This is a genomic window from Algimonas arctica (genome assembly GCF_014652695.1).
GTDB lineage: Bacteria > Pseudomonadota > Alphaproteobacteria > Caulobacterales > Maricaulaceae > Litorimonas > Litorimonas arctica.
In genome coordinates this window covers 32,564-46,375 of the sequence record NZ_BMZH01000017.1, presented here as the reverse complement: position 1 = coordinate 46,375, position 13,812 = coordinate 32,564, and the positions used below count along the sequence as shown (strand labels likewise).

The following is a 13,812-nucleotide window of genomic DNA, read 5'->3' as shown; positions in this document are numbered from 1 at the left end:
GTTGTTTTAGTCTGTCTCATGCTTCACTCCATAAGGATGGAGGTGAGCAAAGTCTCTCTTAGCCCAGGCTCAAATCTGTGCCATGAGCGCTGACGTCAGACAGATCGGTATTTTGCTCGGCGGGTTGGGGACCATTATTCCAGACCGGAAGCCAGAGATCGCGCGTATGGGTCTGAAGGCCGTGTTCGCAGCCAGTCTTGCCAATTTGATGAGTGCAGCGCTCGCGGGGATTTTGGTCGGGCTTTAGCCCGCGTCGCTCAGGCGTTCGCTTGGCGAAAGACTTACGCTTTCGCGAGCCCGATTTCGCGTAAACGCTCATCAAGATAATTCCGCGCCGTAATGGGTGTCTTGGCCGTGCCGCCCAGCTCCAGACAGGACGGTAGTGCGTCCAAGACGAAATCATTCGCCGGGTGCAGAAAATACGGCATGGAATAGCGTGAATGCGGGGCGCGGTCTGCGCTCGGATTGACGACGCGGTGCGTGGTCGATGGGATCACGCCGCCTGTTAGCCGGTCCAGCATATCGCCCGCATTGACGACAACGGCGCCAACGGGCGCGTCAATCGATAGCCAGACCCCGGTGCGGTGCTTGACTTGCAAGCCCGCTTCTTCGGCGCCCAACAATAGCGTGAGGAGATTGATATCTTCATGCTCAGCCGCGCGAACGGACGGGCCTTCGCGTTTGGGCATGGGCGGATAATGGAGCAGGCGCAGAATCGAGTTTCCGTTCTCAAGCGCCTCACCCATGGCGTCCGGCGTCATGTCGAGCGTGTCGCCAATCGACACCATCAAGGTGCGAGCGAAATCATCCATCGCGTCAAATAATGCGTGACCCGCTGTGTCGAAGGCCGGGTTTTCCGTGACCGGAGGGGTCGGGGGAATGTTGGGGATCGTGTCGCGGCCAACATGCCAAAATTCTTTTAAATCGGGCGCGTCTTGATCTTTGGCCGATTCGGTCCCGAAGGGCGAATAGCCGCGCTGAAAGTGATGCTCTGGCATGGCATATTGGGTTTTCGTCTCAACGGGCAGGGCAAAGAAGGATTTGCTTGCGCGTTCCATCGCCTCAATCTCGCGTTGGGGAATCGTGTGGTTACGGATCACAATAAACCCGGTTTCACGCAGTCCAGCGACCAAATCACGCCCGAATTGTACGCGATTCTTAGCTTGGTCCGCGAAATCAAGCTCGGTAATGGCGGGGGCTGTGGCAGAAGTTTCAGTCATTCGCCCTTATTATAGGCTGAACGGCGAAAAACCAGTCGTGAGTGTGACCGAAATGACACATCGCAGAGATTCTCTGTGAACAGGCTGGGAAACATTGCATGACTGTCACATAACTGTCGGAAAGCGCTGCTAGGGGGCGCGCAAAGTTGCTGAGGTCCTCTTAGCGACATTAACAGAATTCACCTTACATCGACAAACGTCCCGGAGTGTCACTCATGTCAAAACGCCTTTCTATTGGCGCTGCGTTCCTACTCGGAACCAGCACCTTCGCCGCCACCGCCCTGATGCCAACCTTGGCGCAAGCGCAGGTCACGACGTCCGCCATTCGCGGTACAGTCCAATCTGATTCTGGTGCGGGCGTCTCGAACGCATTGGTTCGCGTCACGAATAACCAAACCGGGTTTACCCGTTCCGTGACAACGGACTCCAACGGCGTATTTAATGTCCGCAACCTGTCAGTCACAGGGACTTACAATGTCGAAGTCACAGCCGCGAATTTCCAAGGCGAACGCGTCGAAGAGATTGCGTTGTCTTTGAGTGGCGAATCGCAACTGGCTTTTAGTCTCAGCGAAGAAACAGCGATCACTGATGAAATCGTCGTTGTCGCTCAGCGCATGGTTATTGCCAACTTGGCGGTCGGTCCGAACGCGTCGTTCGGTATTACAACGCTCGAAAATGCCCCGTCTATCAACCGGAACATTACCGACGTTATTCGTCTCGACCCACGCGTCTATATTGACGAGAGCCGCGGCGACATCAATTCTGTTCAATGTGTCGGCCAAAGCTCACGCTTCAACTCGATCACGCTTGACGGCATCTCCATGAATGATGCGTTTGGCTTGAACGCTAACGGTTATCCGACAGAGCGTATGCCTTTCCCGTTCGATGCGATCGAACAAGTGTCTGTGGAAATCGCGCCTTTCGATGTCAAATATGGTGGCTTCACGGCGTGTAACATCAACTCCGTCACAAAATCCGGGACAAACGAATTCCACGGTGGCGGGTTTATCGATTACACGAATGAAGGTCTGCGCGGCGGTAAAGTTAACGGCGCGGACACATCCTTCAACGCATTCGATGAAATTCGTTATGGCCTTAATATTCGCGGGCCGATCATTAAGGACAAGCTTTTCTTCAACGTGGCTTATGAAAAGCTAGAGGGCGCAAACACATTCAACCTTCAGGAGACAATCGGAACCGGCGCGTTCCAGGTTAGCCAAACTGATCTTGATCGTATTTCGGCCATTTCCAACTCAGTGTACCAATACGACCCGGGCACAACACCTGAGAGTTTTGATAACGCCGACGAGAAAATCCTCGTGAAGATCGACTGGAACATTAGTGAGCAGCATCGTGCCGCTTTCACATATAACTACAATGACGGCTTCAATACAGTTCGGTCCGATGGTGACAGTGACGAGTTCGAATTTTCCAACCACTTGTACAATCGTGGGTCCCGGATCCACTCGTTTGCGGGCTCTCTCTACTCAGATTGGTCTGATAATTTCTCGACAGAGTTTCTCGCCAGCTACTTGGATTTCAAAAATGACGTCCGTTCAGTTGGTGGTGGCGACTTTGGCGAAATTCAGATCGATACTGGCGATGTGACGGTTTATCTGGGGGGTGACGACAGTCGCCAGTCCAATCAACTTGATTATCAGAAACTCGATTTGGTTGCGCGTGCCAACTACGACATGGGAAATCACTCCTTCTTGTTTGGTGCAGAACGTCGTGATCTCGATGTTTTCAATTTGTTTGTTCAGCACACCGAAACGGAACTGCGTTTTACGAGCATCGACAATTTTGAAAATGGACTGGTTGACCGCATTTATTACAACAATGCGCCGACACAGAATCCAGACGATGCGGCCGCTGACTGGGGTTACGCGCAATATTCATTGTACGCTCAGGACGAGTTCCAGCTCCTCGACAATCTCTCCATCATTGCGGGTGTGCGTTACGATTGGTATACAACGTCTGATGTCCCGACTGAGAACCCAAGCTTTGTCGCCGAATATGGTTTCTCCAACTCACAAACTCTGGACGGAGAAGATCTCATTCAGCCGCGCTTAGCCGCTGTATGGGATGCAACGCCTAACCTTCAGGTTCGTGCGGGTGTTGGCCGCTATTCCGGTGGTAATCCAAATGTCTGGTTGTCGAACAACTATTCGGCCAACAACATCGACCAAGTGGGTGCCTTGGCGCGCGCCGGTCGTAACGGGCAACCGAACCCCATTGATCTGTTTGCACAGACCTATTCAGGTGCCGAGGACGGCGTGCCAAACTTCGCAGGTTATGCCATTCCTGACGTCGTCTATGATGCCGTCGCGACAGGAAATGGCGATAACTTCGAGCTGAACTATCTGGACCCAGATTTCAAAATTCCGTCTGAGTGGAAATACTCAATCGGCGCGACGTTCTCGCCTGACTTTAATACGGGTGAGTCGCTGTTCGGTGGTTTGTGGACAATCCAAGCGGATCTGCTCTGGTCTGATGGCGAAGATACAGCCATCGTTCAACGTGGTGATCTGGTTCAAACTGGCGCGCAAACCGTCAATGGTGTGAACGTCCCTGTTTACTCTAGCCCGCTGCAAGACACGTTTGTCCTGACCAATAGTGACGTCGGAAATCAGGCTTTTGTTGCCTCTTTCGGTATCTCCAAAGAATGGGATAGCGGTTGGGCAGCGACATTGGGCTATGCGTATTCGGACGCTAAAGACGTTCAGCCGATGACCAGCTCTGTTGCGTTCTCGAACTACGTCAATCGGGCCTATGTTGATCCGCAAGAGCAGGTTCTGTCGACTTCGAACTACAATATTAAGCATCGTGTTTCTGGGTCTGTGTCCTACTCCAAAGACTTCTGGACAGATTATGACACAAGCTTCTTTGCTTTCTTCCAGTCGAGCTCGGGCACTCCGTATAGCTTGGTTGATGGCAACCCGAACGCTTACTATAACTTCACACCTTATCTGGAGAGCGGTGGTGTCTTGCTGCCCGGTGAAGAGCGTAACGGTCGGACAGGTCCATCATGGACTAAAGTTGACTTGAAAATTTCCCAAGAACTTCCAGGTCTGCGGGCTGATGATCGCGCGCAAATCTTTATGGTCATTGATAACCTCACGAACCTGTTGAACGACGAATGGGGCGTGCTGAGTGGGCCAAGCTTCCCGCGGGCTTTGACTGAGGGACAGCCGTTCTCAACAAGCTTTGATGCCTCCGCTTACGAAATCCGTTTTGGTGCATCTTACGACTTCTAGGACAGACGTCATTTGACGCTTGAAAAACTCAGGCCCGCCTTTCCGAAGGCGGGCCTTTTTGTTAGGCGGTAGACATTGGGGCGCAGGATGGTCCCACTCTTAGGACACGCATATGACTTTTGATCGCCGTACGCTTTTGACGTCGCTGGCCGGCACGGCGGGTTTGGTCGCGTGTCAGACAACCGCGAGCGCATCCCCCGTGATTGCGCCCGGTAAATTGGCTTATGGCCGCGGAACATTAGGCGCAGACACGCTGTTCCCGCTCGGCGTGGCGAGCGGTGACCCGCTGTCCGATGGGTTTGTGATCTGGACCCGGATTGTTCCCGACCCTCTGGCGCTAGAAACCCCGCTGCCCGGCTCAGTCGATGTTGATTGGGAAGTCGCGGAAGACGAATTATTTAGCAAAGTGGTCAAACGCGGCCGTAAGCGCGCGACAGAGGCATGGGCGCATAGTGTCCATGTCGAAGTTGGCGGGCTGCAGCCAAAACGGCAATATTTCTACCGCTTTATGGCGGATGGCCAGACCAGCCCGACGGGCATGGCCAAGACGGCCCCGACATATATGGCGGCGACGGAGAGCGTTAAATTCGGCGTCGTGACGTGCCAACATTTTGAACAAGGCTTCTTTAATGCTTATGATGATGTTCTTGCGATGGACCCGGACTTCATCCTGCATATGGGCGATTATATTTATGAGGCCAGTTGGGGCCCGCAAGTCCGGCGTCAGACGTCGGTCGACGCGATGGACCTATCCGATTACCGCCGGCTTCACGCGCAGTATAAACTCGACCCGTCCTTGCAAGAAGCCCACCGCCGCGCCCCGTGGTTGATGATCTGGGATGACCATGAAGTCGTGAATGACTATGCGGGCTTTAATGACGAAAATTATATGCCGCCAGCCGAAGTTCGCGCCCGTCGCGCTGCCGCCTATCAGGCTTATTATGAGCATATGCCGGTACGGGCACGCTCTCGTCCGCGCGGCCCTGACATGCATTTCCACGATACGTTCCAGTATGGCGATCTACTCGCCATCGCCCTGACGGATGCGCGCCAATATCGCGATGACCAAGCGTGTCAGACGCCGGAAGATGGCGGGGCCAGGGCTGTGTCTTGTGATGCGTTGAATGATCCGACCCGGTCCATGTTGGGCATGGCCCAAGAACGCGATTTACTGCGCGGGATTGGTCGCACGGGCGCAACGTGGGAAGTGTTAGCGCAGCCGACATTATTCGCGCGGCTTAATCAAAAGGATTGGGACGGGAATCCTGCGTCGTGGAGCGATGGCTGGGATGGCTACGCGCCGACCCGCGAACGAATTCTCGATATGGTCGCAAAGCGCAAACCCCAAAACTTTGTCTCGCTGGGCGGAGATATGCATAGCTGGTGGATTGGCGATCTGAAGCCGCGCTTTAATGACCCGAACTCACCTGTTGTGGGATCTGAATTCGTGACGACATCGATCACCGCGCACAGTTACGCCTATGGTCGGTTCTCAAGCATGTTGCCAGATAATCCACACATTAAGTTCTTCGATGATCGTCAACGCGGTCATACCTTTATGGAGGTCACAAAGGACCGTTGGACGGCGACCTTGCGCGCGATGGATAGCGTTTACGACCCGAAGGCCGGCGCCACGACACGCGGCACATGGATTGTCGAAAATGGCAATCCTGGTGTGATTGAAGCTTAATCAGAAGAAAGAGAGCCATGACAAAAACGACCCAAACATTGACGCTTTCGGCGGCTTTACTGCTGAGCGCGTGCGCAACGGCAGTTACGCCGACACCTTTCGAGGCTGGCGGTGACGTTCTGGCTGAGCGGATCGCTTATGAGCCTGTGAAAACGCCGGCCAAGAATGTCATTCTGTTTATTGGTGATGGCATGGGCGTGTCTACGGTGACGGCGGCACGTATTTACGCAGGCCAACAGCTCGGCAAAGCGGGCGAAGAACATCAATTGTCTTGGGAGACCTTCCCGCACACGGCGCTGTCCAAAACCTATAATACGAACCAACAAGTCGCGGACTCCGCCGGGACAGCGTCAGCCATGTATACGGGCGTAAAGACCAAGGCCGGGGCCTTGTCAATTGGACCGGACGCGCCGCGGGGCAGTTGTGATCAGGTGACAGGTGCTGGCTTACCGACATTTTTTGACGCAGCGTCCGCGCAAGGTTTGCGCCTCGGGCTGGTGTCATCCGCCCGCCTAACTCATGCGACTCCTGCGGCCGCTTATGCCCATTCGTCAGAACGGAATTGGGAGTATGACGGTGAGTTGAATGATGCGGCGCGCGCGGGCGGTTGCCACGATATTGCGGCGCAATTTGTCGACGGAAATATGTTTGATGTAGCTTTGGGCGGGGGTCGTCGCGCTTTCTTGCGCGATACTGATGTGGAACCGGATTATCCCGATGAAATGGGACGGCGGACAGATGGCGTCAATTTGATCGACGCGTGGCAGGCCAAGAATCCGACAGGCAAAGTCGTGTTCGATCAAGCTGGGTTTGATACACTGGTTCCCGGTCAGGATGACCGTGTTCTGGGCCTGTTTGAGCCGAGCCATTTGAAGTTCGATTCGATGAATACGGGGCCTGACGCGGATCCATCCTTGGCAGATTTGACCGCCAAGGCGATTGAGCTTTTGTCGGCCAAAGGCGACGGATTTGTGCTGATGGTCGAAGGCGGGCGGATTGATCATGCGCACCACGGCGGCAATGCGTTTAATGCGCTTTCCGACACGGTTGCGTTTGCAAAAGCTGTTGCGGTTGCTGACGCTATGACATCTGATTCCGACACGACAATTCTCGTGACGGCCGACCATTCCCACGTTTTCACGATTGCGGGTTATCCGACACGCGGCAACCCGATCCTTGGACTGGTCTATTGGAATGACGGGGCGGGTGCGCCGTCCGGTAAACCTGCCTTGGCGTCAGATGACGCGCCTTACACCACGCTCGGTTACGGCAACGGCCCCGGAGCCGTTACAGGGCCACGCCCGATGTTAACGGATGAAGAGGTTCAAGACCCGAGCTATCTCCAACAGGCGACAGTGCCGTCGAGCGGGGAAACGCATGGCGGAGAAGATGTAGCGATTTATGCGAAAGGACCCCGTAGCTACGTGGTCTCGGGTGTTGTCGAACAAAGCTATGTCCATGATGCCATCAGTTACGCTCTTGATTTGGACTAAACACGCCCTTGATAGGGCGGATGCGCGTAAAACTTTGAAGCTCGAGTTTCGGCCCGAGTTTCGCCTCGACTTTTGCGAGAGTGCCGTGCAACTCTCGCGAAAACCAGAGCGGGATAATATACCTTCCGATTATGGGGACGGATGAACACGACAAGTCGATATCGGATCGGGATTATTGACGACCATCAGCTGTTTCTCGACGGAATCAGCCTGCTGGTTGCCAATATTGACCCGCAGATAGACGTCGAAACGCACCCCACAGCCAAGTCGATGATTGATGATTTGAGCGCGGGTAAAGCCTATGATTTGATCATCTGTGATTTGATCATGCGCGAACTCAATGGGCTCGCGTTTTTGGGCGCGCTCAAAACATTGAAATCCTCTCCGCCTGTCATCATTATGTCCGGGATCAGTAGCGATCCACCGATCCAACAAGTCCGTGCCATGGGCGCGAAGGCTTTCATTCATAAATCCGCCGATCCAGATATGTTGACGCAGGTGATCCAGACCGTTCGACAGGGCGGGACGTGGTTCCCGGGTGCCCCAACGACACCCGATATGCCGATTGGGAGTGATATTTGGTCGTCCCTGACGAAACGCCATAAAGAGATTTTGACCCTGCTCGTGGACGGCGCCTCCACCCGAGATATTGCTGAGACCCTTTGTATCAGCGAAAATACGGTGAAGAGCCATCTCAAGCAGATGTTCATCAACTTTGGCGTCACCAAACGCACGGTTCTGGTGAAGCGGGCGCGCTTACTCGGGCTGATTTGATAAACCGACCAGTCGCCGCAATGTCTCGGGCGCAACGGGTTTAGGTACGACGTGAGTGTTTAGATCGCTTTGGATTTGGCTGACATCGCCTGTCATCAGAGCGGCGGGAATATCGGGATCAAATTCCGCACGTAAGGCGGCGATAACCGTGTGTCCTTTAACATCGTTGCCAAGACGGTAATCCACAATCATCATGTCAGGGACCTGCCCGATAAGGCGCAGCAGCGCCGTCGCTTCAGACAGTGTTCCTGCGGCGATGGCCTGCACCCCCCAATTTGACAGAGACGCCATCATGGCGTCGCGAATATCAACTTCGTCATCGATGATAATGACTAAGGTCACGCGCTTTTGTTGATCGTTACGCCCATCCTGCGGGGCTTGGATGTGATGGGTAGGGACTGTGATTGTCACCAGAAGTCCTAGCCCATCTTCAGGTGTGTCGAGGCTAACGGACACCCCAATTTTTTCTGACAGGCGTTTGACGATGGACAGGCCTAACCCAGATCCATCAGGTCGCCCCACAGGCGCGCCAGCTTGTGTGAACGCGGTAAACATATCCTCCCGGGAATGGTTTGGGATGCCCAGGCCCTGGTCTCGTATCGTAATCGTGCCGCCCGTTTTTGTCGCCGTCAGCGTCACGATAATATGGCCGTCATGGGGGGAGAATTTGACAGCGTTGGAGAGGATGTTGCCGATGATACGGCGCAGAAAGGTCGGGTCTGAAATCAGCGGCACGCTCTCAAGTTTGGAGTCGATGACAATCCCCATGCCGGCGCCGCTCACTTGATATTCGCGGCAAAGGTCGTTCAAAAGGGGGCGTAGGTCCATCGTTTCGGGTTTGGGTTGGAGCACCCCGCCGTCCAGTCGTGTGACGCGGACCAGATCGTCCAGCATATCTTTTTGCGCGCGCCAACTGGCACTAATCTTATCAAGTAATTCACGTTGATCCGGCCGATCGAGCAGATAGCCGAGCGCGTCGAGAAAATAGCCTTGCGCATGCAAAGGTTGAGATAAGTCATGACTGGTCGCGGCAAGAAATTGCGATTTTTCCTCATAGTTTTCTCGCACGACCTGCATACGAGTTAATGTCTCTTGGCTCAGTTGTTGCTGGGTTCGGGCAATAATGCCGTCGCGCGAATTAATTTCGGCTCTGGCGCTGCTATAGAGGCCAAAGAGGAAAAAGAGCGTAAGTCCTAAAGCGAAATAGCGGATTGTTGGGGGTGCTGTCAGAATCCAAAATATAGCCACAGGTAAGATCGTGCAAATGGCGAGGGCGATATAGGCGGGGCGATAATCACTCCCCGGAAACATACCCCCGGCGGTGATCGAACAGACGATAGAGCCGACAATGAACAGGCTCGTATAAGAGCTATAATCCGTGTGGTAGATACTAAATCCCGACCAAACGAGGCCCGTCACAATGGTCACAAGGACATGCCCCAGAAGATACCGTTTGTAGTTATGGTTGGTAATCGGTCTTGAGACGCCAAACTGGGCGTAGAGCAGAGTTACGCCGACCATTGGTAGCGTCAGACTCGCCCAAATTATGGCGTTTCTATTCTCGCCTGATGCGATCAATATAATGAAAACATAGGTGATGACGCCCGTAACAATGAGCGCAGATGTCTTGGCTCCGGCTCTTAGACGACGTGCCTGTGCCAACCGGATTTCAGCCATGCCGGCCTGAGTCGGGGTAAGCTTCATGAGGCTGTGACCTCATCTGCGGGCATGGATTTAACGGCTAAAAAGGCGGCAAGGCGCAATAAGGCGGGAAGTAATGCATAGAAGAAAATGAGGGCCCAATGGCGTGAATCCCCGACCATGATATCGCCATCAAATCCCAACATTCCTAAGATCGGGAACGCAATGCCCATTGGAGCGACAAAACCCAACTTTGACAGGGCGTTTTTATACCCCAGCATCATGGCCGCACTCCCGGCATCGTCTGTTGTCAAATCGTCCGAAATATCGGCGAGCAGCGATGTTGGCAGAACCGCGTCCGCGCCGAAGACACTGCCAACAAGGATGCAAAAAGCCGCGAAATGAAACGTATTGCCGGGTTCGAGGATAGGCACGAGCCAAAGACTGGCGGCGCCGCCAATCAAAGCAATTTGCCAAACCCGCATCTTTCCGAACCGTTTGGAGACCCATAGCCAAATGGGCAGGGCGAACGCCGAGGATAGTAGGACAAGGACGACGAACATACCCGTCAAGGATCCGTCACCGAAATTGTGCAAAATGAACAGGGCTGTCAGCCCAAAAATCAAAGCGGAGCCTGTCTGCGTTAGGAAAAACGCGATCATCAGCTGGCGATAGCGCAGGTCCGCCCAAATTGTGATGAGGGCGCGTTTCAATGAAAGCGGACGTCCGGTCGGTTGGGGGTAGGTCGGCACTCCGCGCATAAATAATGTGATCCCCAAAATTAGAAGCGCAGTAATCCATAAGGCTGATTGCTGAAACGCGGTCGACATTACATCGGGCGTGAGAGCGACAACAACGGCGCAGGTTAACGCGCCAGCGACCTGAAAGGCGGCCTTCACACTAGCCAAAACTGTGCGCTCATGACGATGCGGAGACATTTCTAGTCCGGTGGCCGAATAGGGCAGGTCCAACAGGGTGTAAGCGATAAAAAATAAACCGATCATCAGCCCGGCTTTCACGGGAGAAATCGATCCAACTGGCATGAGTATTAAGAGGAGGAGCGGTATAAAAAACACCATCCCAACAACCATCCAAGGACTGCGAGAACCAAACCGCGATCGTGTCCTATCACTGGCATATCCGATTAAGGGATCAGTGATGACGTCGAGCAACCGCCCTGCAACAAATAACCCGCCGACCACCCCCAAACCAAGCCCCATATTGATGGCATAATATGTCGGCACGAAAGTAATCAGCAGGGTCGAGCTCCAGGCGATAGGCATAGACAAAAGACCATAGGCAAAGAGCTGCCGTCTGTTGAGATGCGGTCTCGCGCTGGAAATGGAGAGTGGGCTCACGCGGATCTTTCTAGTGAGGCGCGGAAGATTGCGCCTTATGCGGCGTCCCACGGTGTCCAAGAATATTCAATCGACCCTACAGTCGCGACCCGCTGAAGCACAACCACCCGTTCGGGTGATTGCGCCGCCGGTGTCACGGGCCGTAAAGATAAAGAGTACAGCATTACGGGATCGGCCAAACGTCGCCGACATTTCCAACGGCCACGTCGGCACGGATCCGTAAAAACTGCACGGGGCGCACCCGCGTTCGGATTTATCCTCCGGACGCGGGTTTTGCGTTAAAGTGACGTCGGAAATCATAACGATGTGGCCGCATCATGGAACACGAGAGCCGTTCGGAAGGGGGGTCGGAGTAACGCGGCTGCTTGACCGCCTGTCGGGACGGGCTAGGGACAGACCGTGACGATCCCAAAGAACCATAAGCCCGCCCTCGGTGTTTGCTATTATCCTGAACATTGGCCGGAGGCGATGTGGGGAGACGACGCGACCCGCATGGTTGCAATGGGGCTGAGTTGGGTTCGTATTGGTGAATTTGCATGGAGTCGGATTGAGCCGCAGCCGAGCGAATTTCGCTGGGATTGGCTTGACCGCGCGATCCAAACACTGGGCGACGCGGGTCTCAAAATAATCATGTCAACACCGACGGCGACACCGCCGCGTTGGATGGTGGATCGCTATCCTGATATGGTGGCGTGGGATCGACACGGTCGTCCGCGCGGGTTTGGGTCGCGGCGCCACTATGATTTCAGCCACGCGGAATACCGCGAAGAATGCGTTCGCATTACGACAATTCTGGGCGAGCGCTATGGCCGTAACCCGCATGTGCACGCTTGGCAGCTCGATAATGAATATGGCTGTCACGACACGACACTATCCTACAGCCCTGTGGCGCGCGCAGCTTTCCAAGATTGGTTGCGGGATAAATATAAGTCCGTCGCGGCGTTAAATGACCGTTGGGGAAATGTGTTCTGGTCGATGGATTATCAGCGGTTTGACCAGATTGAATTGCCGAACTTGACTGTCACGGAACCCAATCCCGCGCATGCGATGGATTTCCGGCGGTTCGCGTCCAGCCAAGTTGTGGCATTCAACGCAGCGCAAGAGGCGGCGCTACGCCCGCTCACCGATGCGCCGCTGCTGCATAATTATATGGGTCGGGTTACGGATTTCGATCATTTCGCCGTCGGCGCTAACCTCGATATTGCGACGTGGGACAGCTATCCGCTCGGCTTTCTCGAAGACCGTTCAGATCGCGATGTTGATTTCAAACGCGACCATCGCCGCTGCGGTGATCCCGATTTCCAAGCCTTCCACCACGACCTTTACCGCGCTGTCGGCAAAGGTCGCTGGTGGGTGATGGAACAACAGCCCGGACCTGTGAACTGGGCCCCGCATAATCCCGAACCCGCGCCGGGCATGGTTCGGCTGTGGGCGCTGGAAGCCATCGCGCATGGGGCCGAAGTGGTCTGTTTCTTCCGCTGGCGGCAAGCGCCGTTCGCGCAGGAGCAAAATCATGCTGGATTATTGCGGCCTGACGGTAAATTATCCGAAGGCGGCGATGAAGTCGCGGCGTTGGCGAATGAGCTGGCGGGTTTGCCGAATCTATCAATCAAGGCAGCCCGCACGGCCATCGTGTTCGACTATGCGTCGCAATGGGCGTGGGAGGTGCAGCCGCAGGACGCCCAGTTCGATTACTTCCGGTTGGTTTATGATCTTTATTGTGGCCTGCGCCGTGCGGGGCATTCGGTCGATATCCTGCCGCCTACAACGACGGATTTCGGCGATCGAGACCGAATTTTCATTCCGGGCCTCTTCGCGTGGCCGCAAGCCTTACGAGCCGCGGTTTATGGGTTTTCGGGCGAAGTTGTGATGGGGCCCCGCACGGGGTCGCGAACGGATGATTTCAAATTTCCTATGACGCTGCCGCCAGGTCTCGCGGGCCTGAAAGTGACTGCGGTCGAGACGCTTCGTGCCGATGCCCATGTCACACTGCAAGACGGTGGTATGATCCAGATTTGGCGGGAACGAATCGAAAGCACATGGGACGTGGTGGAAGCGGATCTGGATGGACGCTCTGTGCGACTATCGAACGGGCATTTGATCTATTGGGCGGGATGGCCGGATGCCGCTGCGCTTGACCGTTGGTTGGGCGGAACGGCTTCAGATGCGCGCCACCGCGAAACCGTTAGCGGTGCCACATCAATCGACTATATGACGGCGTCTTTCAGCGTGTCCCCTTAGAACCGTTCGATCAAGATCGCCGGGCCAATCTCCCTGTCACTTGCCTCACTCCCCTCTCAATCTCTCCGTTCGTATCCTTGATGACTCAAAGTCCCGCTATGCGTAGCGGGGCGACCATGCTTAGCTCATCCGGAGCCT

The 13,812-nt window shown here is 54.8% G+C and carries 8 protein-coding genes and 1 pseudogene; 6 read left to right on the top strand and 3 right to left on the bottom strand.

Annotated elements, in window-relative coordinates:
• Positions 1-88 precede the first annotated feature (88 nt).
• Positions 89-247, top strand: a pseudogene (locus IE105_RS14015) (nucleoside transporter C-terminal domain-containing protein); the annotation flags it as partial.
• 34 nt (positions 248-281) lie between these two features.
• On the opposite strand, the gene IE105_RS14010 reads toward IE105_RS14015, so the two are convergent.
• Positions 282-1,220 carry an isopenicillin N synthase family dioxygenase gene (locus IE105_RS14010; protein ID WP_189499509.1) on the bottom strand — a complete coding sequence of 313 codons (939 nt, stop codon included), beginning with the start codon at positions 1,218-1,220 and terminating at the stop codon, positions 282-284.
• A gap of 215 nt (positions 1,221-1,435) precedes the next feature.
• On the opposite strand from IE105_RS14010, the gene IE105_RS14005 reads away from it, so the two are divergent.
• The 4 genes from IE105_RS14005 to IE105_RS13990 all read left to right on the top strand — a co-directional run bounded on the left by IE105_RS14005 (position 1,436) and on the right by IE105_RS13990 (position 8,434).
• Positions 1,436-4,477 carry a TonB-dependent receptor gene (locus tag IE105_RS14005; RefSeq protein WP_233354177.1) on the top strand — a complete coding sequence of 1,014 codons (3,042 nt, stop codon included), beginning with the start codon at positions 1,436-1,438 and terminating at the stop codon, positions 4,475-4,477.
• Positions 4,478-4,589: 112 nt separating this feature from the next.
• The gene (locus IE105_RS14000; RefSeq protein ID WP_189499507.1) at positions 4,590-6,167 is read left to right on the top strand and encodes an alkaline phosphatase D family protein; all 1,578 of its coding nucleotides are present in this window, start codon (positions 4,590-4,592) and stop codon (positions 6,165-6,167) included.
• 17 nt (positions 6,168-6,184) lie between these two features.
• Positions 6,185-7,660, top strand: coding sequence for an alkaline phosphatase (locus IE105_RS13995; RefSeq protein WP_189499505.1), 1,476 nt, complete (start codon positions 6,185-6,187; stop codon positions 7,658-7,660).
• A gap of 141 nt (positions 7,661-7,801) precedes the next feature.
• Positions 7,802-8,434: a response regulator transcription factor gene (locus IE105_RS13990; RefSeq protein ID WP_189499502.1), complete on the top strand. Its 633-nt coding sequence runs from the start codon at positions 7,802-7,804 to the stop codon at positions 8,432-8,434.
• Here IE105_RS13990 and IE105_RS13985 read toward each other — a convergent pair.
• Positions 8,417-10,138, bottom strand: coding sequence for an ATP-binding response regulator (locus IE105_RS13985; RefSeq protein WP_189499501.1), 1,722 nt, complete (start codon positions 10,136-10,138; stop codon positions 8,417-8,419). The genes IE105_RS13990 and IE105_RS13985 overlap by 18 nt on opposite strands.
• The gene (locus IE105_RS13980) at positions 10,135-11,433 is read right to left on the bottom strand and encodes an MFS transporter (RefSeq protein WP_267904695.1); all 1,299 of its coding nucleotides are present in this window, start codon (positions 11,431-11,433) and stop codon (positions 10,135-10,137) included. Before IE105_RS13980 ends, IE105_RS13985 begins: the two co-directional genes overlap by 4 nt.
• Before the next feature lie 399 nt (positions 11,434-11,832).
• Between IE105_RS13980 and IE105_RS13975 the strand changes: the two genes are divergently transcribed.
• The gene (locus tag IE105_RS13975; protein WP_233354176.1) at positions 11,833-13,674 is read left to right on the top strand and encodes a beta-galactosidase; all 1,842 of its coding nucleotides are present in this window, start codon (positions 11,833-11,835) and stop codon (positions 13,672-13,674) included.
• Positions 13,675-13,812 lie beyond the last annotated feature (138 nt).